Here is a 24,854-nt window from a genome sequence, read left to right as displayed (position 1 = left end):
TAAATTATCATTAAGGAAATGAGTTTGCAATATCTTTTTTATTCTTCTAAACTCATCAAAGAAGCATTACCACCTGAGGCTGTTGTATCTACACTAACTGTTTTTTCAACAACAAATCTACGTAAATATAATGGTGATGCCGTCTCTATAGCTAGACTTGTGCATTTACCATCTTTAGCTACACTTTCAGCGACAAAAGGTATAATAGCACCTCTTCTAAGAGCTAAAGCTTGATGAACTTGCTTAACACCAGGCACACTACCAGAGAATGTCACAAGAGCTACCTTACTATTAAATAATAGTGCTGAAGATATCTCTTCTTCATCAGATATTATTAGGTGCATAGCTTTTGAGCTAAGACCAGCTTTAAGCATTAATTCAACAATCTTATAAGCAGTTAGATTGCCTGTATATGCTGGTCTTGCAACTACAGTGTTACCTGCTAGTAATGCTGCTGTAGCTTGTCCAACAAATCTAATCAATAGATCACAACTAGAACAAATACTTACTGCTAATCCGCGCCCTTTTAGGCTTAACTCATCAATTTCACCTGTTGGCCCTGGTAAAAGCTCAGGATGTGCAAACTCTTTTCTTGCTTGTAAGCAATAATATGCTACTTGCTGAATAGTTTTATCTATTTGAATTTGAGCATCTTCAACAGAGACATTTGACTCTGTAACAAGACATGATGCTATTAAATTACGTTCTTTTTCTAATAATTCTAAGAATTTCTCGATAATTTCAGCTCTTTGCTCAGCATTTATAGAATTCCAAGTATCAGCTTCTTTATTTGCTATATATATAGCTTTCTCAACACTACTAACTGAAGCATAATAAGCTTTACCAATAATCTTTTCATTTGCGGATTTAAGATCTTTAGCATTACCTTTTTTAGCTTTTTCACCATTAATAATACTTGATACAGTATAGTTATCTTTTATTAGCTTATTAGTAGCTTTTTCATCATTAGCAATTTTTTCAGGATTATATATTTCTTCAACTGCTCCAACACCAGATAACTTTTCATTTGCTAAACGATGCATATAGAAAGGCCCACCAGCTTTAGGACCTGTACCCGACTTTCCTTGACCACCAAATGGTTGCACACCAACTACAGCACCAACGATATTTCTATTTACATAGACATTACCAGCTTTGATATTATTTTTAACATAATTCATGACTTCATTAATTCTACTATGTACACCAGCTGTTAAACCATAACCTGTAGCATTAATATCACTAATAAGAGTATCTAACTGGTTAGCTTTAAATCTTAATATATGTAAAATTGGCCCAAATTGCTCTCTGCCTAAATCTGATAATTTATCGATTTCAAATGCAGTAGGCATTACAAATGTACCATTTCTAGTATTTTGATTTGGTTGTGACTGATATACTAGCTTAAACTGATTTTTCTTTTGCTCTATATAGGCATTTAAATTATCAGCTGCTTCTTTATCAATAACAGGTCCCACATCTGTATCAATATATTTAGAATCACCTACTTTAAGCTCCTTCATCGCACCAACTATCATTTTGATATAGCTATCAGCGATATCTTCTTGTAAACATAATATACGTAGGGCCGAACAACGTTGACCTGCACTATCAAATGCTGAACGCATAACATCAGCTGTTACTTGCTCAGGAAGTGAAGATGAGTCAACAATCATTGCATTTTGGCCACCTGTTTCAGCAATAAATGGAACAATTTCGCTCGATTTATTTGCTAAAGTTTGGTTTATTATGCCAGCAACTTCTGTTGAGCCTGTAAATATGACACCTTTACAAACAGGACTTTTAACTAATGCAGTACCAACTGTAGCACCATCACCTGGAGTAAACTGTAATACATCTTTTGGTAGACCTGCCTTAAATAAAAGTTTAACAGCCTTATATGCAATAATAGATGTCTGTTCAGCAGGTTTTGCTACAACAGTATTACCCGCAGCAAGAACAGCCGTAACTTGACCTAAAAATATAGCTAATGGGAAATTCCATGGGCTAATACACACCATAGCACCACGACCACTAAACTCTATTTGTTTTAGGTTTTCTGATAATGCAGGTAGATCTATAGGACCATTAAACTCTTCACGTGCTTGAGCCGCATAATAACGACAGAAATCAACAGCTTCTCTAACTTCATCTATTGCATTAGCTAAAGTTTTTCCAGCTTCAATCATTGCAATAGCAATAAATTCATTAGTGTTTTTTTCTAAAAGATCGGCAAAACGTTCTAAAATTCCAGCTCTTTGTGAAGCAGGAGTATTATTCCAATCATTAAATGCACTTTGAGCATTTTTTAATGCTCTTTTAGCTATTTTAGTATCAGCATTTATTACACTACCGATAATTTCATTAGTGTTTGGATTAATTACATTTTCAAGACCTTCTTCTTTATTAAGCTTAACCCCTGATACTATTGGTTTTGCTTTGTATGTATTTTTAGAAGCATATTTTTCTATATCCCCATACATTGTCTCTAAAATAGCAAAATCATTAGTATTATACCCTTGAGAGTTTACTCTAGGGGCTACAATATCTTTCGGATAAGGAATATTTGGATGTTGATCGCAACCGTGATCAACTGCTTTTTTAACAGGATCTTCAATCAATTCTTCTATAGGTAAGTTCTCATCTACAATTCTATTTACAAAAGAACTATTAGCACCATTTTCAAGAAGTCTTCTAACTAAATAAGCTAATAGGTGTTTATGACCACCTACAGGGGCATAAATTCTACAAGGTATTTCTTCATAACCATCTTTACCAACTATATTATCGTATAGAGGATCTCCCATACCATGTAAACATTGGAATTCAAAATCCTTATTTCCTTGTGCTAGTTCCATTACAACAGCTACTGTTTGAGCATTATGTGTTGCAAACTGCGGATATATATATTGATGACTTTCAAAAAGTTGCTTAGCACATGCTTGATAAGATACATCAGTATGATACTTACGCGTAAATACAGGGTAGCCTTCTAAACCTTGCTCTTGAGAATGTTTAATCTCAGCATCCCAATAAGCACCTTTTACAAGACGTACCATAAATCTTCTATTTGTTTTTTTCGCAAGATTTGCTAGATATTCTAAAACATATGGAGCACGTTTTTGATATGCTTGAACAACTATACCAATACCATTAAACCCTTCTAATGAAGGCTCATGTGCTAACCTCTCAACAAGCTCCAATGATATCTGAAGTCTTTCAGTCTCTTCAGCATCGATATTCATACCTACATTATATTCTTTAGCTAGTTCAGTTAATTTTAACAATTTAGGATATAATTCATCATGAACTCTTTGGTGTTTCACTACTTCATAACGTGGATGTAATGCAGATAATTTTATTGAAATTCCAGGGTTTTTCTTAATCTCTTTATTTACTGCATATTTAGCTAATTCTTTAATAGCATGTAAATACTGCTCATAATAGTAATCTGCATCTGCCATTGTCATAGCAGCTTCACCAAGCATATCATAAGAGTAGCTATAACCCTTATCTACTTTGACTTGCGAAACCTTTAAAGCCTCTTCGATGGTTTCACCAAGGACATACTGTTTACCAACAATTTTCATTGCTTGCTTCATTGCTTGACGAATGACAGGCTCACTTGATTTCTTAAGGAAGTTCTGGAAAACCTTTCTATAAGATCCTCTACTATCTTTTAAGATTTTACCTGTTAACATCAAACTCCAAGTTGCAGCATTTACAAATAGATGTTTTTCCATACCAACATGCTCTTTCCATGCAGCACTTGTTAGCTTATCTTTAATAAGTAAATCTATAGTATATTTATCAGGAACCCTTAATAATGCTTCAGCTAAACACATTAGAACAATACCTTCTTCTGAAGATAGATCATACTCAATCATAAAAGCATCGATGCCAGATTTTTTAAGTCTATTTTTTCTGACTTGAGCAACTAGATTATAAGCTTTCTCGCGAACCTTTGCTTTTGATACGCTAGAAAGCTGTGCTTTTTCTACAAGATCTGTAACAGCTTTTTTTTCATCTATCAGCCAATATTGAGAAATATTCATTATTTCCTTAGAAATAGGATGCTCACCAGTATGGTTTAGTAAGTTGTTCATAAGACTTCCTCTTTTCTATTTTAAATTATTATCATTAAATCTTTTCTTTTCATCTACGATTTTCCGTATCAATTTTTGATATTTTTTAGGAGCTTCTACCCCTTTAAAAAGCCAATCAAATAAATCACTATCTTCACTTGTCAAAAATTCAACAAAAAGTTTTTTATTTTGTAGATCTTCTTTCATATAACAATTGTTTAAATATGGTGCTAATATGATATCAAGCTCAAGCATTCCCCTTCTTGCTGAATATTTTATCTTTTCAACAGAGCTAAATATAAGATTATCGTTGTTTATTAACATATTTAATTGACCATAAAAACAAGAATTACACTAGTTTATACCATACAAACGATACAACCAATACACTTAACGAAATTATTTAAAAAAATACACTTTAAATTGACCAAACAATTAGGTATTATTTGTTTAGTTTAATAATCAATTCAAATTAACTGTTAATTTTCTCTATAATAGTTTTATCAAAAAATTAATAAGGACTGTAATCTAATGGCTATTAGTCAAAATGCTATAAAAATACTTCAAGAAATAGATGAATTAGATCTATTTAGTAATATATCAGAAGAATGGTCAACATTATTAAATGAACCAAATGATGAAATAAAAATCAAAAAGCTTTACTCAGCTCTAGTTAAAGAAAGTATTCGTCGTGAAACTGCTGAAAGATTAGCTAAAGATGCAAAATCATATTGTGATTTACTTCAAGAGCAATCAAAACAAAGAATCTCAGATTTAAAAGAAAGTTTAGAAAGTCAGATTACTTTCTTAACTCAACAAATAAAAGACTTAAAAGATGAATCATCTAGAAACCTAGATTATTACAGAAATGAATTAAAGAAGGCTACGAGAAACTTAATCGATAGCAAAAGCTAAAAATCTCATAACTTCTTTATAAAATACATCTCAACTTTCGCATTAAAAAATAATTAACTACATTTACAAATGGAATTATTTTGATATATTAATTTTTAAATATACTAATATATAAACTTTTTAAGATTCTCTTGAGACTCTGCTAATAACTTCAAGTCTCCTATATTATTGATTAAAATAAATTTGAGCATTTTATTACTATTTTTCTTATCTAAAAGCATCGCATCAAGATATTCTTTCTTATCTACATCTTTAGGAAAATCTATAGATATATTAAAACTTGTAATAAAGTCTTTAAACTCTTCAGCTTGTTGAGAAGTTATCATACCTAGAAAACATGAGAAGTCGATAGCCTGAGCCATACCAACACCTACAGCTTCTCCATGCTTCAATCCAAGATATTTTTGACACTTTTCAATGGCATGACCAAAAGTATGACCGAAATTAAGTATAGCTCTAGCGCCTGTTACTTCTTTTTCATCTTCTGCAACTACTTGTGCTTTGATTTGGCAGCTTCTTTTTATCATTTCTATTAGAGTTTTCTGATCTTTCTCTAAGATCTTTTGTCTATTAGATTTTAACCAATTATAGAAGTCTTTAGATATAAAAGCATATTTTACAACCTCAGCCATACCAGCTGTAAATTCTCTAGTAGGTAAGGTTTTATAAAACTCGACAGATGTATATACAAGCTTAGGTTGGTAAAAAGCACCAATCATATTTTTACCAAGGACATGATTTATTGCAGTTTTACCACCAACTGAAGAATCAACTTGAGAAAGTAATGTCGTCGGTATTTGAATAAAATCAACACCACGTTGATAGATAGCAGCAGCAAAGCCTGTAATATCACCTATTACACCACCTCCAAGAGCTATTAACACTGAAGAAGAGCGTGTGAATTTATTCTCTAATAAAGTTGATAGTATTTTATCTAAACTTTGTTGAGACTTATATTGTTCTCCATCTTCTAAAATACAAGTATGGCTATATGCAACCTTTGCTACAAAATCCAAGATATCTTTTAAGTAAAGTTTTTCAACAGTTGTATTTGTTACAATAAGGACTTGTTTGTTAGTTATATATTTATTGATATAAGAATAGTCTAGAGATGAATCTATGACTATTTTATAACTTTCACTTGATGTGGGATTTACTTGTAGCTTATCTATCACAGGATTGTTTCTTCAACTAAAAATGTAGATATTTTATTTACTATATTTTTCACTGTTGCTCCATTTGTTTCAACGACAACATCAGCAATACTTCTATATAATGGTTCTCTTTCAGCCATTAACTCTTCTAATACTGGCTTTTTATCATCAACTCTTAGCAGTGGTCTTTTGGTATCTTTTGCTGTTCTTTCAAGTTGTTGCTCAATAGTTGCTTCCAAATAAACCACCTTACCTCTTGATGATAATAAAGATCTTGTATCTGGATCTAATATAGCACCACCACCAGTCGCTAAGACGATATTTTGTTTTTCAGTTAATATCTCAGCAATTACATCTCTTTCACGGTTTCTAAAGCCTTCTTCACCCTCTAAATCAAAAATCCAATTAATGTCTACTCCACATTTTTTTTCGATAGTTTCATCAGAATCTACAAATTCTAGTTTTAATTCTTTTGCTAGTTGTTTACCTATAGTAGATTTTCCAGCACCCACTGGACCTATTAAGAAAATATTTTTTGTTCTTATCATTTTTGACTCAAAATTATAAGTTGATTATACACTGTGATAGTTAGTTACTAATCACCCCTTTTATATAAAAATTATAGCTATATAAGATACAGAAATATCAATATTTTTGCAACTATTATATACTACTATTATCTTTGTATTTTTGTTTCTATAATTTTCGGAGTTATAAATATTAAAAGCTCATTATCTTTATCACTTATATTTGTATAACTAAATAAATAACCAAGATATGGAATATCTCCTAAAATAGGGATTTTCCTACGGGTTTCATTTTGTATCTTCTCATATATACCACCTATAACGACAGTCTGGCCATCTTTAGTCATTATTTTTGTAGTAATTTCTCTTTTATTAATCGCTGGAGGATTACCCTCACCAGTAGGTGTTGGGTTAACACTATTCTTAGTTATTAGTAAATCCATAACTATGTTACCATCAGGAGCAATTTGTGGAGTTACTTGTAACTCCAATACTGCCTCCTGAAAAGCAATAGAAGCAGCACCTGATGCTGTAGATTGGTTATATGGAATATCTTCACCCTGCTTGATAAATGCTGTTTCATTATTTGCTACAACTAGGTGTGGCGAAGCTACTTGATTAAGAAGCGTTTCATCTTCTAATGCTTGAATTTCAACAGTTAGTTTAGCGCCACCAAAAATAGTATAACCAAGCTCAGCTGTAGCTCCTGCAAGGTTTGTTACAGGATTTCGCACAGGAGCTACACCACCACCTCCTCCTGCGGGTAAATTAAATGTATTAAAGGCTACATTAGTTCCATCAGTACCTTCAAAACCATAATTAAAGCCTAGTTCTAATTTATTTTCTCTAGATACCTCAACAATTCTAGATTCAATCAAGACCTGATCATTCGGAACATCTATCTCATTAAGAACCTCTTTTATACGTGGCATTTTTTCTTCAGTATCAGTAACAATAAGGGTATTTGTCCGTGCATCTGAGGTTATACTACCTCTTGGTGACATTATGCCACCATTTTGCTTAGCCATCGAAGTAATTACAGTTTGTGCTGCTTGAGCTGTAGTGTAGTTTAATGGTATAAACTCAGTTACTAAAGTTGCATTGTTTTCTAGAGAGCGTTTTGTTTGTAATTCTAATTGCTCTTGAGCAGCAATTTCAGCAGCTGTAGCAACATATAAAATACTATTCATTTTCTTAGTTGCCAAGCCTTTACTTACAAGAACAATATTCATTACTTCATTCCAAGGAACATTCTTTAAATCAATAGAAATATTCCCGCGGACACTACTACTTACAACAAGGTTTAAACCAGCAAATTCAGATAAAACTTGTAATACTGTTTGTACAGGAGCATCTTTAAATGAGATAGAGATAGGCTCATTAATATTAAATCCTTCAACGCGGCTATTACGTCTATCAATCTTAAATTTGAAAGCACCGCCTTCCTTTAAGTCACTTAAAGCAATCCTATCAAGAGAATGAATAACAAAAACTACACTATGATCTTCTTTATGAACTTTAATAGAGTCAACAATAGTATTAAATACCTTAGTATCAATATTACTCACCCATCTATCTGATATTGTAGTATCGTTAAAAGTTATAGTTAGAGTATAACCATCTTGAGATAATTTAGTTTTATAATCTGAAAAATTACTTACATTTTCTTCAAATAATACCTTAAATACAGCTCCTCCATTTAGACTACGATGAAACTCTAGATCTTTTATGTGTTTTTCATTATTAATATTCTTGTTCTGATCACGGCCAACTATTTTAGTTTGAGGTTGTGTAGTTTTTTGAGTAGGATTAACACTAGTAGTTGTTGGACTTTTTTTTGTGGTCTCAGCAAAAGATGATTCATAACCAAGAACACCACCTAATATTGTTAAAATTGTTAATAACTTCTTTTTTCTAAAAAACATCATTTTACCTTAATGTATAACTACTTGAGATTTTTCCCAAACTCTTTTACTTGTATTTTTTTTCCATTCACTTACGACAATGCCTTCTTTTGTGACATTATCAACTTGGCCATAGTTATTTCCTATTAGCTCACCTGGCTTTATATAAATAGGTTTCTTTTCTTGAGGATTCTCAACAACTCCCCATTTTTGATTATTCTGGTACACAGTTCCTTCAAATTTAAATGAATTAATAGGGTACTGTTGTAGATTTGTAGGCTTAGTTTGCATAATCTTTTGTAATGGAGGTGGAATAACTATAGGTTTTAGTTTTACGATTTTTTTCTTTTGTGTCTGAGTTTGTCTTTTTTTCTCAAATGGTAAGCTATGATTTATATCAAATAAATTTCTTATCTTTGAAAGCCTTTCAAAACTTAAAGTATCACCTTTATATTCTGGAATTTCTAATTTTTCTGAACTTTTTATAGTTCTCATTTTATTTTGTATAAATTGATCGATTTGCTTAACTCTAGAGTCATAACTAGCAAAACTTAGACTATATGTCCCAAGGAAAATAAAAAAAGTAACAAATAATAAAGAAAATCTAGCCATCTAATCTAAGCCCCCACTCCTTGACGTGAATAGGTCTGTAAATTTAGCTCTATAAGTAACTTAGTATCAGACTCTTTTTTTATATTTATATTTGTAATAACTGCAATGTCTTTCATATCAATTAAAGCAACAAATAATTTTATCATTTGAGAAAAGCTTCCGCTTAGTTTTGCTTTAAAATTAAGAGCATATAAGTCTAAATATTTATTTTTCTCAACACCAGCAGGAGATAGATCTATAACAGTCATTCCTGAACTGCTAATAGCTTCATTAAGAGTTGATAAGAATATAGGTACAGAATGCTTCTCTGGAATACTATATCTTTCTTCAGCATTATGATGTTCTAATATTTTAACTTCGTTTTTTAAAGCTACTAAGTCTTTTTGTTTTTTTATCAAACTTGGAATTCTTGCTTGCATAGACTTAATCTGAGATTGGGCTCTCTGTTCTTCTAAAAGAACGGGATTTACCAACGCTAGATAAAAACAAAATATAAAAATAGCAAGTACTATTACCATCACAGGAAGTTTGAACTTTAAAGGAGTATCTATAATTAATTTAGAATACTTATTAGATAAAAAAAACTTTTCTACTCTTTCCTTCATCTAACACTATCTCCCTTAAACGCATTATCTTCACCAAACTTGAACTCTAAAGAGAAACTTCTTTGACCATTTTTCTCTGATCCTAGACTTTTAAGCTCAACTTTATCAACCCTAAATTCTATCTCCAAATTTTTCATAAATACAGAAAGAAGTTTAAGATCTCTAACCTCTCCATTTAATATTAATGTATCTGAACTTGTAACATAATTCATATTTGTTATATAAAGCTGATCTGTAATAGCTCGAGAAATCTTTTCTACCCCAAGTAAGATATAGTACTGACTCGCCTTAATATTTGCCAAATCTGAAGACATATCCAATAGTTTATCTCTTTGCTTTTTAACATCACGATATTCAGAAGCTTGTTTATTTAATTTTGAAATTTGTGTTTGTAAATAATTTTTTACTTTTATATCTTCATCACTTGACCATGAAAAAACCACAGAAAGAGAAAACATTAAAGCAAACGCAATGAATCCCAAAAAAGCAAAGTCAGTTACTATATATATAAGTTGTTTTCTTCTCCAGCGCCCTCTTATAAAGTTTAAATTTCTCATTTACAGCGCCTCCCTCATAGCTATTGCTATAGGAATCACATAGCGATACGGTTGATCTATCATATCAAAACTATCATGTTGAATATTTACAAATGGATTTAATATTTCACATTGCTTTTGAGATAAATCCGTTATTGATTCAAAAATACTTTCAAAACCTTGTTTAAGACCGTATATATATACATGAGTGCTCTCAGTATCTTCAAATGAATCAAAATCATTATGAGGCATATCTAAAGACATGAAGTCTATAAATCTTAGCAAAAGTTGAATAGCCTCATCAGTATAGCTAGCATCTGAGATTTCTGTATTATAAATCTTTACAGTTTCATAACTTCTAAGCTCGCCACTAGCAGAAAAACTACATATTGATAATTTATCAGCATACAATCCTAGAAAAACACTATCACCTTTATTTTTAGATATTTCAGACAGAAAAAGCTCTTTTACAAAACTAACTATTGCTAATTTATCTAAAGTACATACAGACAATGCTTTTTTTGCTTTTGTTGCAATATCACGTAATTGATTTATTTTAGCTACATCTGAAATATAATATACAGTTAAGATACCTTTTTCACTAATATCATCATAATAGTCAAAAGCTACTTCCATATAGTTATCAGGGTATCTCTTTTTCAAGAAATGTTCAACAATATAAAATATAACACCTTGTTTTTCTATAATCTCTAAAGCTTTTTTATCGCATATAATTTCTTCTTTAATGACATCAATATCATTATAACTTGTGAATCCTAACTTTGTAGAGCGTCCTAATTTATTAACTGCTATAGTTTCAGCAATAGTACTGCCTACATAATCAGATGTTAACTGTCCTTCAAAATATGCTTCTGGCGGAAAGGTATCACTAAAATAGCTTACAAGTGAGTATCCATTAGAAGTTTTATCAAGCTTTACAGCAGATAATGATGAAGTATCAAACTCAATACCTAAAACTGTCTTTTGCGCTTTTATGCGTCTTTTTTCAAGTAGAAATGATATCATCTTTCTCTTTTACCCACTTAACTCAAAAATTAGCCACTCTTAATATAAAAATTAGCTACTATTAATCTAAAAATTAGTCTTCTATTTCTAGATATATACTTACATTTATTCTATAATTAAATGCATGTTATGTAAACTATTCTTTCAAGGTTAAGGCCAATAAAACTATGCGTATAATACTACTCGGAGCTCCTGGAGCAGGTAAGGGAACTCAAGCAAAAATAATTGAACAAAAATACAATATCGCTCATATTTCTACTGGTGATATGATTAGAGAAACTATTAAATCAGGCAGTGAAATTGGTAATGAGCTAAAAAAAGTTCTAGATGCTGGTCAATTAGTTTCAGATGAGTTTATTATAGAAATTGTTAAAGATAGAATATCTAAAGATGATTGTAAAAATGGTTTCCTACTTGATGGCGTACCTAGAACTATAGAGCAAGCTGAACAGTTAGATAAGCTAGGTATAAATATCGACTATATAGTTGAGGTTGATGTTGCTAATGAGCTTCTAATAGAAAGAATCACAGGTAGAAGAGTTCATCCAGCATCAGGTAGAACTTATCATATCAAATTTAATCCTCCTAAAGTTGCTGATAAAGATGATGTAACTGGAGAAGCTTTAATAACTCGTACTGACGATAATGAAGATACTGTCAGAGAGAGACTTTCTGTATATCATCAACAAACGGCTAAGCTAGTTGATTTTTATAGAAACTTCTCTTCAAATAATACAAAAACACCAAAATATATTAAAGTTAATGGCGATCAAGCTGTTGAAAAAGTATCTCAAGATATTTTCAGTAATATAGCTTAATAAGCTGAATTTCTACCTTCCAAGCATTCAATCAATAATTCTGTAAAAGAAATATATTTTACTTTTCCATGATAGGATAATCCTATTTGACAACTTCTATTAAAACTAACTCCAATATCACAGTCTTTTATTTGATTATTTAAGGAGCCTAAACTAACCTTATTTAACTCAGGAGTTGTAAAACCTTTATCTCCAGCAAATCCACAACAATATATTCTTTCAGGAATAACAACCTCATCACAGCATTTGTTCAAAGCTTTGATATATTTATCATCAATATTTTGCTTCCTAGTTGAACAGTCTATATGCAGAGCTATTTTTTTAAATTTTTTCTTTAAACTTAATTTGTCTAAATTAGTTAAAATCAAATTATTAATATTTAATATCTCAATATTTTGATCTTTAGCAAAGTTTGAACAAGAACTACTATCTGTTACAACATAATTATAACTTTCAAAATCAATACTACTTTGCAAAAGATTTTGTGATGCCTGCTGTTGTTCATGGTTTGCTTTTGAATGATACATTTGACCACAACATTGTTTGTCTAAACTATTAGGATATTCAATATCAAAACCTAGCTTTTCTAGAATTATTTGACTAGGATATTTTTGATAATCTTTATCTGTCGCAAAAATTCTATTTGGACATGATGGCAATAGTAAAACTTTTTCTTTATTAGATAGGCCTGAATTAGTGAATTTAGATTTTTGCGCTTGAGGCATGGTCTCTAAATATATTGGAATAGATTTGAACTTACTATGAAGATGTTGAGTCACTTTTTGCAAATTACTTCTACCTAAGATACTTCCAGCTAAATTACCTAGTTTGACCTTTTGTTTTGCAATTCTTATTTCTTTAGCATGATTAACTAAACCATCAGTTCTTTCTTTTTTATTAAGAATAAATGCTCCTGTATCAATATCTACAGGGCAGCGAGTTTTACAAAGACTTGTTGTTGCACAAGTCTCAACTCCATAATATTGATAATCTTTTAGCCATTGTTCTTTCTGCTTACCGTGCAATGTTTTTATTTTTCTTGCCACAGTATTTCTTTGTCTAGGGGTTAGACTTAAATTGCGTGATGGGCACACAGGTTCACAAAAGCCACATTCCATACATTTATCAATCTGATTATCTACATTATTTAATTCTTTAAGATTTTTTTTATGTAAATTCTTATCTTTTGTTAATTTAACATCTGGATTAAGAATGTTTTTTGGATCAAATAAACTTTTTATTTGCCACATAATATCCCAGCATTTTTCACCCCATTCAACTATTGCAAATGGTGAAATATTTCTACCACTACCATGCTCTGCTTTTAGAGAGCCATTATATTTTTTGGCAACTAATGATGTTAGCTCATGCATAAACTTATCGTATTCTATAACTTCATTTTCATTATTAAAATTAGGAGTAAGGACAAAATGAATATTACCAGCTAAAACATGACCAAAAATAGCTGCGTTAGAGTAGTTATATTTTATAAACATTTTTTTTACATCTTTAATAAGATTTGCAAGATCTAAAATATTTACCGCTATATCTTCGATTAAAACACTAGTCCCATCTGGTCTTTGCCCTGCTACTGTAGGTAATACACCATTTCTAGTTTTCCATAGAGTTTGTATCTCATTCTCATCTTTTCTAAACCCTACCTGATGGATAATATTTGTCTGTTTTATATAGCTCTCTACTTTAGTTAATTTTAACTCTAATGCTTGGGGGTCTTTTTCAGCAAGCTCTACCATAATAGCTGCTATATTCTCATCTTCTAAAGGTATTAAAAATGGTTGTAAATCCGCAACATCTGAAACTGACTTTAATGATAAATAGTCTAAAAGCTCAACTGATGAGGGATTAAGTGAAGCTATCTTTGTCGTTAGATCTATAAGATCATCAAGTTGTCCATAAATAAGGTTTAAAGCTTTTTGTTTATATTCTGGAACTGTATTTAATGTGACACTACTGACAAAACCTAGAGTTCCTTCTGAACCTATTATTAGCCTTTCAATAATTTTTATAGGATCTTCAAAATCTAAAAATGCATTTAAACTATAACCACTAGTATTCTTAATAGAGAATTTTTTTGTTATAAATTCAACTAATTCTAGGCTATTTATAATTTGTTGGCGAGTATCTAAAATTTTGTTTATAAATTCACTTTTATTATTTCTAAAGTTAGCAATACTAGCCTGATCTGAAGTGTCAAGGACCTCCCCATCAGCAAAAACGACTCGCATATAATCTAATGTAGCATATGAGTTTTTAGCAGTACCACAACACATGCCACTTGAATTATTTGCTATAATACCACCAATTTTAGCTGTATTAATCGATCCTGGATCTGGACCGATTTTTCTATCATAGATCTTAAGATACTTATTTGCTTCAGCTCCAATGATACTTGGTTGTAGTTTGATTTTTTTACCGTCGTCTAAAATTTTATAATCCAGCCATGAGTCTGTGGCTAAAACAACTAACACCTCTTCTGTTACTGCTTGACCAGAAAGACTTGTGCCAGCTGTTCTAAAAGTAAGCTTAATATCATACTGACTAGCTAAGTTTATAAGCTTAATAACCTCTTGCTCATTTGAAACAATTAGAACAAGTTTTGGGACCATTCGATAAAGACTAGCATCAGTAGAGTAGGCATATCTTAGAAGTTCATTTTCAACTATTTGATCATTATTTAAGAAATCACTGACTTTAGATTTAAATTCTTGTAGCATTATAATATCTGATGAAAAATCTTAATCTAGAGTATACACAATACCTCAATAAAGATTAATTATTTTGTGTGAATAAAAGATACCTTGCTAAATCTCTAATATTATTTTGATTATCGAAATTTGACTTATGTAGCCATAGTTTTAGCTTATTATTTGAACCTTGTTGAGTAATATATAGATATATCCAGCCATTTATTACTATATATTTTTTAACTAACCAAAAATCGCTTAATTCACCATCAACAACAACTTTTAGACAATTATCATCAACTTCTGGTAAAACTATAGCATTTATAGATTGTTGATTATTTCTAAACTCAAAGTATATTGATGCTAAAATCAGCAAAAACCCCAAATATTTGATATTACTTTCATTAAAATAAACTATAACAATACCACTAGTCAAAAATATCAGACAGCCATAAAGTATAGTACGATATTTACGTGATTTATTAACAGCAAGTTTTTGCATATTTCTTACATTAGATCATAACCAAGAGACTTAAGTGCTCTATCATCATCAGACCAGCCACTTTTAACTTTTACATGAGTTTTAAGATTTACTTTCATATCGACTAAACGTTCAATATCTATACGTGAATCTGTACCAATCTTTTTAAGTTTAATTCCTTTAGCTCCGATAACTATACCTTTTTGACTATCTCTCTCAACCAAAATACTTGCGTATATATCAACTATGCTTTTCTCTTGATCAACTTTATAACTATCAATTTCAACAGCTATTTGATACGGTACTTCATTACCTATAGTACGCATAATCTTTTCACGAATAATCTCTGAAACCAAGAACTTAATACTTCTATCTGTAACTTGGTCATCTTCATAAAAGAAATATTCTGATTCAGGTAACAACTTTTCAATTCTTGATTCTAGTTCATTAACGTTATGTCCCTGTTTAGCTGAAACATAAATCACATCATAAAAGCTTAATTTCTCTTTGATTGACTCAATAAACATTGATGCTTCAAGAGATTTTTTCTTATCAACCTTATTAACCACTAGAAATATAGGTATTTCTGAATATTTCAATTTCTCAACAATATTATCTTCAAGCTCAGTCCACTTACCCATCTCAACTACAAATAAAATCACATCAACATCTTTTACCATTGTTGTTGCTGCTTTATTCATAAATTTATTAATAGCTTTGGGTTCTTTAGTATGAATACCCGGCGTATCTACATATATAAACTGAGTATCTCCAAGAGTCTTCACACCTGTAATCTGATGTCTTGTAGTTTGAGGCTTTCGCGAAGTAATACTAACCTTATATTTAAGGATATTGTTTAATAAAGTAGATTTACCAACATTAGGTCTACCAATTATTGAGATATAACCACATTTTTTCATATAAAAACTCTACAGAGCAATAATAAATATGATTTTAACAGCAATTACTCAACGTGTCGAAACTATTTACAAAAATTGAATCAAGATAAAGAATTATTATTTAGAATTAAAATTATTTAGAAACATGTCTAGCTACAAATTTAGCTAGCCTATCCATAGCTTTTTCTAATTCAGACATTTCATTTGCACAGCTAATTCTAGCAAAACCTGCTAAACCAAAAGCAACTCCTGGCATCATTGCTACATATTCTTCTTTTAATAATGCACTACAAAGCTCAGCATCATCTTTAAAATTAGTATGTTCAATTAACTTACGTAAATCAGGGAACAAATAAAAAGTACCATCAGCACTTTTAACATCTATATGAGGCATATTTTTTAGACACTTTGTAACAAACTGCTCTTTTTCTTGATATGACTCAGCAAAATAAAGTAGATCTTTAGCTGGCATATTTAATGCTGTTATGGCAGCATATTGAGATATAGAACAAGCACAAGTAGCAGATTGTGATTGGAATTTTTTCATAGCATCATTTAAAAACTTAGGAGCAATTGTAAAACCAACTCTCCAACCAGTCATTGCAAAGTTCTTTGATACTCCACTAGCAATCACATATCTATCTGCTAAATCTGGAGCAACTTCTGTAATTAGTGTAATTCTATCTTTAAAAAATAATTGATCATATATATCATCACCAATAATCCAAATATTTGGATATTTTCTTAGAAGATTAGCAAGTTCTTCAATACATTTTTTTGAATAAATTAGACCCGTTGGATTATTTGGCGAATTAATTATTACAGCCTTAGTTTTCTCTGTAATATGCTTTTCAAGATCAGCCACATCTATTTCAAAGTTATTTTCAAATTTAGTCTCAACAGCTACAGGTTTGGCACCTGTTAAAGCAATCATATCAGGATAAGATACCCAATATGGCGCAAAAAAGATAGCCTCATCTCCCTCTTCTAATATACAGTTAAAAATATTATGTAAACTATGTTTAGCCCCAGATGTTATACATACTTGGTCAGCTGCAAAGTCAACTTCATATTCTCTTTTATAACGAGCTACTACTGCTTCTCTTAATTCTTTCAAACCATCAACGTTAGTATATTTTGTAATATTTTTATTAATAGCTTCAATACCTGCTTGTTTAACAACATCTGGCGTATTAAAACCAGGCTCTCCAATAGCAAGAGATACAACATCATTGCCATCATCTTTAATTTGCTTTGCTAACGCTGCCATTGCATTAGTTGGTGAAACAGAAACATTCTGAATCTTAGTATTTAGCGATGCCATTTTTATTCCTTATAACTTTTCTACTTTAAATTTATTTTCTTTAATTTCAATACATGTGTAATTATCTATATAAGTATATAAATCAGAATCTACTAAAGGCTCTGATAGTACTACAAAACCATCCTTTTTCTTGCTTTTTTTCTTTATAACAAGAGTATCTATGATGTCATTATAGCTTATATAGTATAACGATGGCTTATCTCCAATGGTAGAGATTTTTAGCGAACAAGAAGTTTCTCCATTTGAATATGCAATACTTGCTTTTATTTTTTCTTCTAAACCATTCTTTGCTTGAATTTTCTGAATTTGGTCTATAGATTTAACTATAGCTTTTTTAGGATTATTTTCTAACTCATTTGATAATGCTAGCAAAAATAATGCTTCTGAATCTGTCGAACCAAATCTAGATTTAAAATACTGTGGTTTAATCAACTGCTCAATTTCTTGGCGAATATCGTCAAAATTTCCTATTGAACCATTATGCAAAAACATATGTCTACCAAATCTAAAAGGATGACAATTTAGACGTGAAGTAGGTGCGATAGTGCTAGCTCTAACATGAGCCATAAAGTTTTTACTTTTTATATGTTTTGCTAAGGATATTAAATTTTCATTATTCCAAGCTGGTAATGGATCTCTGTATATACCAGGTTCTTTATGTAAGTTTGTATACCAACCAATTCCAAAGCCATCACCATTAACTGGAACTGCTCCTTGGGAGGAATGTATACTTTGATGCATTAAAGAATTTTCTGGATCTACTAAAAGATCACTCATTTTTATTTTATCACCGTGATACATAATCCATCTACACATAACTACTCCTTAGTTTTCCAATGAGATGTTCCTCTAAGATATACAGGAAACACTTCTTGTGTTAGAGTTTGTTGAGCTTTTTGCTTAGTGTATAAGCTAGAAACATATTCAATAACATTACCAACATCTAGTTGAAAATCATCATTTTGAATATCTAATTCAGAAATACTATCACCAATAAGATCATATTCTAGGTAAAGATCTTTCGAGTGCTCTTCTACTTTATAAACACTTTCAGAGATTATTTCATTATTAGCTGTATTATATAACCCTAAGTAAAAATCTCCCATTCTAGCATCTAGAATAACTGCTACATTTTCTGAATTAGTTTTTGTGCTTTTTGCAATAGCAAACATACTTGAAAAACCAACAATAGGAATATCTAGACCAACTGCAAAACCTTGACATACAGCTGCTGCTAGCCTAACCCCAACAAAGCTACCTGGACCAATACCATAAGCAATAAAATCTAATGCTTTTTTATCAATATTGGCTTTTCCAAAAACACCTTTAATCATTTCTAAAAGATATTTATTATGTTGGCGAGGTATTTCTCTTGTGTCGTCGAAAACTTCACCATCTACTGATAAAGCAACTGAACAATATCTACTTGATGTATCTAATACTAAAAAATTCATCTCTTAACCAATAACTTGTTTAACTTGATAGTTTTTATCCAAAACAACGAATTCTGCATCAAAGCCTACTTTAATTTGACCTTTCTTCAAACCTAAAGATTTTGCCTGATTTGTACTAGTCATTTTAACAGCATTATGTAAGCTACAATTTGCAAACCTAATAATATTCTCTAAAGCTTTATTCATTGTTAAAACACTACCTGCAAGCACGCCATTCTCTAGTCTCGCTTGCCCATCTTTCACTATTACTTTCTGTCCACCAAGTTCAAAAACACCCTCTCCAGCATTTTGAGCTGACATAGCATCTGTAATAAGAGCAATATTATCTGAACCTTTTATATCATAAGTAAATTTAACCATATCAGGATGTAAGTGTATACCATCAACAATCAATTCAGCTAAAACTTTCTTCGACATTAATAAAGCTGCAGCTGCTCCTGGGTTACGATGTTCAATTGGACTCATAGCATTAAATAAGTGAGTAGCATGACTACATCCTCGATCTATTGCCTGGAGAGCTTGTGCCATTGTACAATTAGTGTGTCCTATTGAGCTTACTATATTTTGATGATTGCAAAACTCTATTATCTTATCAGCATTTTTTATTTCTGGAGCTATAGTTATTTTTTTTATTAGACTATCACAAGTATTATGCCAATTTGCTAACTTATCAATATCGGCATCTTGAAGATAATTTGGATTTTGAGCACCTATCTTTCCCGAAGATATAAAAGGTCCTTCCAAATGAACACCAACTATTTTAGCACTCTCACTATAAGATTGAGAATTATATAATTTAATAGCACTCATAGATCTAAGGATTTGCTCATTTGGGGCTGTCATAGTTGTTGCTAGATAACTTGTGACCCCTTGTTTATAGATTGATTTTGAAATCACTTCAAGAGCATCAATATCGCCATCCATAACATCAGCACCTTTTGAACCATGAATATGAATATCAATAAATCCAGGTATAACATAGTCATTCGAATCTAAGCTAATTATAGGAAGATTAAAATCCTTTGCTTTTGCTTGATCAACTATAGCTTTGATAAGGTTATTTTCAACTACTATATCTTTATTTTCAAAACCTGTTTCAGTATAAATTTTTGCATCTTTTAAAATATAGCTTTGCATATAAAAGCCCTAATAGGTAAAATCTTGCTTTATATTAACTAAATTTATTATTTTTATCTACAATGTTACATTGGTTTCCTGGGCATATGCACAAAGCTACTAAAGAGTTTCGCAAGAAAATGCCTTCTATTGATATTGCTATTGAGATAGTTGACGCTCGTATTCCTGATTCTAGCAGTAATCATGTTTTAGAAGAAATTGTTGGTGATAAGCCTATTATAAAGATACTTTCAAAGAATGATCTTGCAGATCCGAAAACCACTAAAGAGTGGCTTAACTACTACCATGGAAATGCTATTGCAGTAAATACTCTACAAGATAAAAATATTGTCAAAAGAATTATAGATCTTGCACAAAAGAAATGTCCTAATAGAGGTACTGTACTAAAACCAATTAGAGCTATTATTTTTGGACTACCTAATGTTGGTAAATCCACTATGATAAATAAGCTAGTGGGTAGAAAAGTTGCAAAAACAGGTAATGAACCAGCTGTAACAAAACTTCAGCAGCGTATTGATATTAATAAAAGTTTTATGATCTTTGACACTCCTGGTATTATGTTTCCTAGCCCTAAAAGTGAAACTAGTGGCTTTAGAATAGCAAGTATTGGTTCCATCAGAGATACTGCGATGGACTATGAAGCTACAGCCTGTTACTTATTAAACTTTCTTAAAGAAAAAAATACCCAAAGTTTCTTAGCTCGTTATAGTTTTATAAATGAAAAAGAATTTCTTGAAAAACATCCCCAAGAGATAATTAAAGATATCTCTGGAATAAAAACAAATTTCAATATCAAACAAGCAGCTAAAAATATCGTTCATGATTTTAGAGCTGGACATTTTGGCAAGATTTCTTTAGAAGATCCCAAGACTATACAAGCTGAAAAAGAGCAAATATTAATGGATGAAACTAACGAAAACACTCTATCTTAGAAAGAGTTTATATTTATACTAAATTTTAATTTAATCATTATAGTTTTATATATAGAAAGTATCTAATTGTCTTAAATATAAGATAAAGCTATTATATAATTTAAGTAATATATTTTATTAGAAGCTGTAATAGATGTCTGAACAAGATAATTCAAATAAAACTACTAAAGAAAGAAGTACGCTGTTAGCACCAGGAAAGAAAAGTGATAAAAAAAACAAGCTTCTAATATCTAAAGATAAAAGTAAAGCTTCTAATAAAAAGAAGAAACTTCTAATACCTGAAGATGAAAATGATAATAAAATTTCCAATAAAAATGATGAACTTTTAGTATTTGAGAATCAATATGGTAATGAAGTTTTTGATGGAGATAACGAAACTCTAATAGTTGAAGACCAAAATGATCATGAAACCCCTGATGAAAATAACGAAACTCTAACAGCTGAAGACCAAAACGATCATGAAACCCCTGATGAAAATAACGAAACTCTAATAGTTGAAGACCAGACTGATGACGAAATTTCTAGTGAAGATAACGAACCTCCTAGTAAAAAAAGTGAATTACTATCAGCATTAGAAGGACAGAATAATAACGAAGATTCAAAAAAAGAAGCTGTACCATTAGTATCAAAAAAGAAAAAAATTATTAGAATTTTAATTGGAATAGCTATAGTTGGTGTTTGTATTGTCGGAGTTAATAAGTATATTGACTATAGACATGAAGTATTTTTACAAGAATATGCTAAAGCTATTACTAATATTAAAAATAAGAATGTGAAAGGCTACGAAGCTGCTTTTGAAATATTGCAAGACTTAGCAGATGATGATGAAGCTACATCTTCAGATTACTATTATCTTGGATATTTATACCAATATGGATTAGGAACTCAGAAAAATTATTCCAATGCCTATAAATATTATAAAAAAGCTAACTCTGCACAAGCGTTTTATCAAATGGCTATCTTGTATAAGTATGGTCAAGGTGTAAATAAAAATAATAAAAAAGCTATAGAATATTACAAAAAATCGTATAAATCAGGTAACAAAAAAGCAATCATTGGACTAGCAAAGTTTCTCGAGTCTAATCCTAAGTTTATATCAACATCTGATCCAGAGCTTTTATACCAAATCTATTTAACATATCAATCAAATAAGATAAAAGAAAATAAGCCTGGAGAAAAAAACAAATATCTTTCAATAGCCGTATCGAAAAGTTATGAGCCTGCAATCATTAAGCAAGCAGAACTTTTTACAAAAAATAAAGACTATCATAGAGCATCAATTCTATGGCAGAAGTTACTTTACAGCTCTAATACTAAAACAGCTGATCGCGCTGAAAAAGAAATGGCAAAAATAGAAGCTTTGATTAAAGAACAACGTGAAAAAGAGCTAGAGGAGAAAACTTCTAAAAAAGAGATCGTAGCAAAAAAAGCTCAGCCTAAATCTAAAGATAAAAAAGAAATACAAGAGTTGATAAAAACCAATAGGGAAATTGGCTTAACTATCCCTAAGCAAAAACTTAAAAATCTAAATGGGCTAGTATATATTAATCTATTTAATACTGATAAAGAAAAGCTACAGAAATTTTATAAAAGTCTTTCAGGCATAGAAATTGAAAATGGTTGGATAATTAACTCAAAAAATAGTGACTCTAGCTATATTAATAACCTAATAAACCTTTCTAAGTTTAAACACAACAAATCATCATTAAGATTTGACTTTGGTAACAATAACAGTACCAATAAATATGAAGGCTTAGTATATTATTTTTATAACAATAAAAATGAGCTTATTCAAAATACAATTAACAATATAATTCAGAATAAACCTAAAGAATCTTCTTTAACACCTAATCTAAACAATAATAATTTATCTATCAATAAGTCATTAAATAAAAGTGTTAATAAATCAGAAACACCGCAAGAGCAAGAAAATATCCTAGATCAACTGCAGGAAAAACTAGCTGCAAATCCTCAAAAACAGACTGAGCAGCAAGATCAAAGCAAACAAGATAAAAATCAAATACAACTGACATATAAAGAAAAAATCCAAAGAATGCAAGTATTTGCCCAAAAAGGAGATTATAAGGAATTATATAAGCTTGAACATGCCGCTAGCGATGGTGATGTTTATGCTATTTACTATACTGGGGTCTATTACTATAATCTTAAAGACTATGAAAAGGCTATGGATTATTTTGAAGAAGCTTCGAGTAAAAACTACGGTCCTGCTGATTATATGCTTGCTAATATGTATTATGATGAAAAAGAAAATGGTATACCTTATAATAAAGAAAAAGCTAAAATGTACTATAAAAAGGCTGCGAATTTAGGTGTTAAAAATGCTGAGCATATATTAATGCTTATGGATTAATATATATTTTTTTACTTACTCATAAACTCCTTCTTTCCAATGCTTTCGGCATACTGAAACATATTTAGTATCTGTTTCTTTTAATGAATCATCATCGACAACAATAGGATCACCCTCTTTTACTGCTTGGCCATTTTGCACCATCATATTAAAGCTGGCTTTCTTGCCACAATGACAAATCGTTTTGACCTCTTCTAAAGTATCAGCTATTGCTAATAATAAAGCCGCAGTTTCAAAAGGTTGACCTAAATAATTAGTCCGTAAACCGTAACAAATTACTGGTATATTTAGATCATCAACAATTTCTGCAAGTTGCCATACTTGGTCTGGTTTGAAAAAATGGATCTCATCAATTAATACACAATCTACAGACTCTTGTTGATTATATTTTTGTACAAAACTATAGATATTATCTTGATCTGTTAAAGAGTAGGCATCTTGGTCAATACCAATACGAGATTTAACTTTATTTAGCCCTGCTCTTTTATCTACTGCAGAAGTTAAAATTAGTGCATTTCTTCCTCGATCTTCATAATTATATGCAACCTTCAAAAGATCTAAGGTTTTACCTGCATCCATTGATGAATATCTAAAATATAATTTTGCCACAACTACTTCCTTATTTATTACCAGCTGCCATACATTGGATTTGGCATAATAAAGTATTTAGATCCAAACTCCTTGAATGCTTTTGGATCAGCTTTTTGCATAGTTTCTTGCTTCATATTAGGAAAATCTTGAATATTATCACCGAAGTAAGCTATAACTTTATGAGCTGGTAGCTTATTTGTTAGAATTATATTTTTATTATATTCCCCGCTTTGTACAGCTTTAAATCTTGGGTTTTTATTAAATTGCTCCTTACCATCATCTTTATTTGAGAAAAGAACTTGATCAAAGTAAATATGTTGCTGTTTTAAATTTTTAATAGTAGCATCAAATTCTTTTTTATCATTACCACCTCTATTAGTTACAAAACTAACATAGCCGCCTAGTTTATGTATTAGATTAGTAAACTTTACAGCTCCTGGTATAGCAATAGCATCTGCTTTATTGTACATACTTTCTTTAAATTTATAATCTTTATAATTCTTATACTCATTTGCAGAGCTATCTAATGCAGTTTCATCAATATCTAAGATAACTCCCCAGGAGTTCTTTTTAAGCTTATCTTTTTTTACTTTATCCTCTATTTTTTGACTTGCAATATTGTAAGCTTGATAATCTAAAGCCTTCCTCTCAGCTGAAACATGATACCACTTAACTCCATCAACATTAGGATTGCATCCTACAGCAAATACAGAACTTGAAGCCCCTACAACCAAAAATAATGCTAAATTTACTTTTTTTAATATCATAATTTCTCCTA

General features: G+C 30.6%; 22 protein-coding genes. 4 read left to right on the top strand and 18 right to left on the bottom strand.

The window, feature by feature from the left end; translation table 11 throughout:
- Positions 1 to 38: 38 nt before the first annotated feature.
- Together putA and F3D62_RS06600 are read right to left on the bottom strand one after the other, a co-directional pair.
- Entirely contained in the window at positions 39 to 4,106 is a 4,068-nt protein-coding gene (gene putA, locus F3D62_RS06605; protein ID WP_150467461.1) for a bifunctional proline dehydrogenase/L-glutamate gamma-semialdehyde dehydrogenase PutA, read from the bottom strand.
- 15 nt (positions 4,107 to 4,121) lie between these two features.
- A complete protein-coding gene (locus F3D62_RS06600) occupies positions 4,122 to 4,409 on the bottom strand; it encodes a succinate dehydrogenase assembly factor 2 (RefSeq protein WP_150467460.1) in 288 nt (95 codons plus the stop codon).
- Positions 4,410 to 4,616: 207 nt separating this feature from the next.
- Between F3D62_RS06600 and F3D62_RS06595 the strand changes: the two genes are divergently transcribed.
- Positions 4,617 to 5,000 carry a kinesin gene (locus F3D62_RS06595; protein ID WP_150467459.1) on the top strand — a complete coding sequence of 128 codons (384 nt, stop codon included), beginning with the start codon at positions 4,617 to 4,619 and terminating at the stop codon, positions 4,998 to 5,000.
- A 104-nt stretch (positions 5,001 to 5,104) separates the two neighbouring features.
- Here the strand turns inward: F3D62_RS06595 and aroB are convergent, their stop codons facing one another.
- The 7 genes from aroB to F3D62_RS06560 all read right to left on the bottom strand — a co-directional run bounded on the left by aroB (position 5,105) and on the right by F3D62_RS06560 (position 11,364).
- Positions 5,105 to 6,175, bottom strand: a complete 1,071-nt coding sequence (gene aroB, locus F3D62_RS06590) for a 3-dehydroquinate synthase (RefSeq protein WP_150467458.1) — start codon at positions 6,173 to 6,175, stop codon at positions 5,105 to 5,107.
- Complete coding sequence (aroK, locus tag F3D62_RS06585; protein WP_150467457.1) at positions 6,172 to 6,702, bottom strand: shikimate kinase AroK; 531 nt, start codon at positions 6,700 to 6,702, stop codon at positions 6,172 to 6,174. The genes aroB and aroK overlap by 4 nt, the downstream gene beginning before the upstream one ends.
- Before the next feature lie 128 nt (positions 6,703 to 6,830).
- Positions 6,831 to 8,606, bottom strand: coding sequence for a type IV pilus secretin PilQ (locus F3D62_RS06580; protein ID WP_150467456.1), 1,776 nt, complete (start codon positions 8,604 to 8,606; stop codon positions 6,831 to 6,833).
- Between the two features lie 9 nt (positions 8,607 to 8,615).
- Positions 8,616 to 9,197, bottom strand: coding sequence for a pilus assembly protein PilP (locus F3D62_RS06575; RefSeq protein WP_150467455.1), 582 nt, complete (start codon positions 9,195 to 9,197; stop codon positions 8,616 to 8,618).
- Between the two features lie 5 nt (positions 9,198 to 9,202).
- Positions 9,203 to 9,802, bottom strand: a complete 600-nt coding sequence (gene pilO, locus F3D62_RS06570) for a type 4a pilus biogenesis protein PilO (protein ID WP_150467454.1) — start codon at positions 9,800 to 9,802, stop codon at positions 9,203 to 9,205.
- Positions 9,799 to 10,359 (bottom strand): PilN domain-containing protein, encoded by a 561-nt coding sequence (locus F3D62_RS06565; protein WP_150467453.1) that lies wholly within the window; start codon positions 10,357 to 10,359, stop codon positions 9,799 to 9,801. The genes pilO and F3D62_RS06565 overlap by 4 nt, the downstream gene beginning before the upstream one ends.
- Positions 10,360 to 11,364 carry a type IV pili gene (locus tag F3D62_RS06560; RefSeq protein ID WP_150467452.1) on the bottom strand — a complete coding sequence of 335 codons (1,005 nt, stop codon included), beginning with the start codon at positions 11,362 to 11,364 and terminating at the stop codon, positions 10,360 to 10,362. It abuts the gene before it with no gap.
- Between the two features lie 167 nt (positions 11,365 to 11,531).
- On the opposite strand from F3D62_RS06560, the gene adk reads away from it, so the two are divergent.
- On the top strand, positions 11,532 to 12,182 hold the full coding sequence (gene adk / locus F3D62_RS06555) for an adenylate kinase (RefSeq protein WP_150467451.1): 651 nt from the start codon (positions 11,532 to 11,534) through the stop codon (positions 12,180 to 12,182).
- Here adk and F3D62_RS06550 read toward each other — a convergent pair.
- From F3D62_RS06550 to nagA, 7 genes are all read right to left on the bottom strand, one after another.
- Positions 12,179 to 14,917, bottom strand: coding sequence for an FAD-binding and (Fe-S)-binding domain-containing protein (locus F3D62_RS06550; RefSeq protein ID WP_150467450.1), 2,739 nt, complete (start codon positions 14,915 to 14,917; stop codon positions 12,179 to 12,181). The genes adk and F3D62_RS06550 overlap by 4 nt on opposite strands.
- Positions 14,918 to 14,972: 55 nt before the next feature.
- Entirely contained in the window at positions 14,973 to 15,389 is a 417-nt protein-coding gene (locus tag F3D62_RS06545; protein ID WP_150467449.1) for a hypothetical protein, read from the bottom strand.
- Positions 15,390 to 15,394: 5 nt separating this feature from the next.
- Positions 15,395 to 16,288: a GTPase Era gene (gene era, locus F3D62_RS06540; RefSeq protein WP_150467448.1), complete on the bottom strand. Its 894-nt coding sequence runs from the start codon at positions 16,286 to 16,288 to the stop codon at positions 15,395 to 15,397.
- A 112-nt stretch (positions 16,289 to 16,400) separates the two neighbouring features.
- Entirely contained in the window at positions 16,401 to 17,591 is a 1,191-nt protein-coding gene (locus F3D62_RS06535; protein WP_150467447.1) for a pyridoxal phosphate-dependent aminotransferase, read from the bottom strand.
- A 9-nt stretch (positions 17,592 to 17,600) separates the two neighbouring features.
- A complete protein-coding gene (locus F3D62_RS06530) occupies positions 17,601 to 18,407 on the bottom strand; it encodes a class II glutamine amidotransferase (RefSeq protein WP_150467446.1) in 807 nt (268 codons plus the stop codon).
- A 2-nt stretch (positions 18,408 to 18,409) separates the two neighbouring features.
- Positions 18,410 to 19,045 carry a tRNA (adenosine(37)-N6)-threonylcarbamoyltransferase complex dimerization subunit type 1 TsaB gene (gene tsaB, locus F3D62_RS06525; protein ID WP_150467445.1) on the bottom strand — a complete coding sequence of 212 codons (636 nt, stop codon included), beginning with the start codon at positions 19,043 to 19,045 and terminating at the stop codon, positions 18,410 to 18,412.
- A gap of 3 nt (positions 19,046 to 19,048) precedes the next feature.
- Positions 19,049 to 20,182 carry an N-acetylglucosamine-6-phosphate deacetylase gene (nagA, locus tag F3D62_RS06520; protein ID WP_150467444.1) on the bottom strand — a complete coding sequence of 378 codons (1,134 nt, stop codon included), beginning with the start codon at positions 20,180 to 20,182 and terminating at the stop codon, positions 19,049 to 19,051.
- Between the two features lie 62 nt (positions 20,183 to 20,244).
- Here nagA and ylqF point away from each other — a divergent pair, with 62 nt between their 5' ends.
- Together ylqF and F3D62_RS06510 are read left to right on the top strand one after the other, a co-directional pair.
- On the top strand, positions 20,245 to 21,114 hold the full coding sequence (gene ylqF / locus F3D62_RS06515; protein WP_150467443.1) for a ribosome biogenesis GTPase YlqF: 870 nt from the start codon (positions 20,245 to 20,247) through the stop codon (positions 21,112 to 21,114).
- A gap of 133 nt (positions 21,115 to 21,247) precedes the next feature.
- Positions 21,248 to 23,485 (top strand): tetratricopeptide repeat protein, encoded by a 2,238-nt coding sequence (locus tag F3D62_RS06510; protein WP_150467442.1) that lies wholly within the window; start codon positions 21,248 to 21,250, stop codon positions 23,483 to 23,485.
- A gap of 15 nt (positions 23,486 to 23,500) precedes the next feature.
- Here the strand turns inward: F3D62_RS06510 and F3D62_RS06505 are convergent, their stop codons facing one another.
- Positions 23,501 to 24,094, bottom strand: coding sequence for a thymidine kinase (locus tag F3D62_RS06505; protein WP_150467441.1), 594 nt, complete (start codon positions 24,092 to 24,094; stop codon positions 23,501 to 23,503).
- A gap of 17 nt (positions 24,095 to 24,111) precedes the next feature.
- A complete protein-coding gene (locus F3D62_RS06500; RefSeq protein ID WP_150467440.1) occupies positions 24,112 to 24,843 on the bottom strand; it encodes an HAD family acid phosphatase in 732 nt (243 codons plus the stop codon).
- Positions 24,844 to 24,854 lie beyond the last annotated feature (11 nt).

Source organism: Francisella sp. SYW-9 (genome assembly GCF_008711465.1).
Taxonomy (GTDB): Bacteria; Pseudomonadota; Gammaproteobacteria; order Francisellales; family Francisellaceae; genus Francisella.
Note: the sequence above shows the minus strand (reverse complement) of the source record. Positions and strands in the feature narration are given on the sequence as shown.

Bases quoted from the DNA above. Each gene is read 5' to 3' on its own strand.
- putA (WP_150467461.1), bottom strand. From the start codon at position 4,106: ATGAACAACTTACTAAACCATACTGGTGAGCATCCTATTTCTAAGGAA.
- F3D62_RS06600 (WP_150467460.1), bottom strand. From the start codon at position 4,409: ATGTTAATAAACAACGATAATCTTATATTTAGCTCTGTTGAAAAGATA.
- F3D62_RS06595 (WP_150467459.1), top strand. From the start codon at position 4,617: ATGGCTATTAGTCAAAATGCTATAAAAATACTTCAAGAAATAGATGAA.
- aroK (WP_150467457.1), bottom strand. From the start codon at position 6,702: ATGATAAGAACAAAAAATATTTTCTTAATAGGTCCAGTGGGTGCTGGA.
- F3D62_RS06580 (WP_150467456.1), bottom strand. From the start codon at position 8,606: ATGTTTTTTAGAAAAAAGAAGTTATTAACAATTTTAACAATATTAGGT.
- F3D62_RS06575 (WP_150467455.1), bottom strand. From the start codon at position 9,197: ATGGCTAGATTTTCTTTATTATTTGTTACTTTTTTTATTTTCCTTGGG.
- pilO (WP_150467454.1), bottom strand. From the start codon at position 9,802: ATGAAGGAAAGAGTAGAAAAGTTTTTTTTATCTAATAAGTATTCTAAA.
- F3D62_RS06565 (WP_150467453.1), bottom strand. From the start codon at position 10,359: ATGAGAAATTTAAACTTTATAAGAGGGCGCTGGAGAAGAAAACAACTT.
- F3D62_RS06560 (WP_150467452.1), bottom strand. From the start codon at position 11,364: ATGATATCATTTCTACTTGAAAAAAGACGCATAAAAGCGCAAAAGACA.
- adk (WP_150467451.1), top strand. From the start codon at position 11,532: ATGCGTATAATACTACTCGGAGCTCCTGGAGCAGGTAAGGGAACTCAA.
- F3D62_RS06550 (WP_150467450.1), bottom strand. From the start codon at position 14,917: ATGCTACAAGAATTTAAATCTAAAGTCAGTGATTTCTTAAATAATGAT.
- F3D62_RS06545 (WP_150467449.1), bottom strand. From the start codon at position 15,389: ATGCAAAAACTTGCTGTTAATAAATCACGTAAATATCGTACTATACTT.
- era (WP_150467448.1), bottom strand. From the start codon at position 16,288: ATGAAAAAATGTGGTTATATCTCAATAATTGGTAGACCTAATGTTGGT.
- F3D62_RS06535 (WP_150467447.1), bottom strand. From the start codon at position 17,591: ATGGCATCGCTAAATACTAAGATTCAGAATGTTTCTGTTTCACCAACT.
- F3D62_RS06530 (WP_150467446.1), bottom strand. From the start codon at position 18,407: ATGTGTAGATGGATTATGTATCACGGTGATAAAATAAAAATGAGTGAT.
- tsaB (WP_150467445.1), bottom strand. From the start codon at position 19,045: ATGAATTTTTTAGTATTAGATACATCAAGTAGATATTGTTCAGTTGCT.
- nagA (WP_150467444.1), bottom strand. From the start codon at position 20,182: ATGCAAAGCTATATTTTAAAAGATGCAAAAATTTATACTGAAACAGGT.
- ylqF (WP_150467443.1), top strand. From the start codon at position 20,245: ATGTTACATTGGTTTCCTGGGCATATGCACAAAGCTACTAAAGAGTTT.
- F3D62_RS06510 (WP_150467442.1), top strand. From the start codon at position 21,248: ATGTCTGAACAAGATAATTCAAATAAAACTACTAAAGAAAGAAGTACG.
- F3D62_RS06500 (WP_150467440.1), bottom strand. From the start codon at position 24,843: ATGATATTAAAAAAAGTAAATTTAGCATTATTTTTGGTTGTAGGGGCT.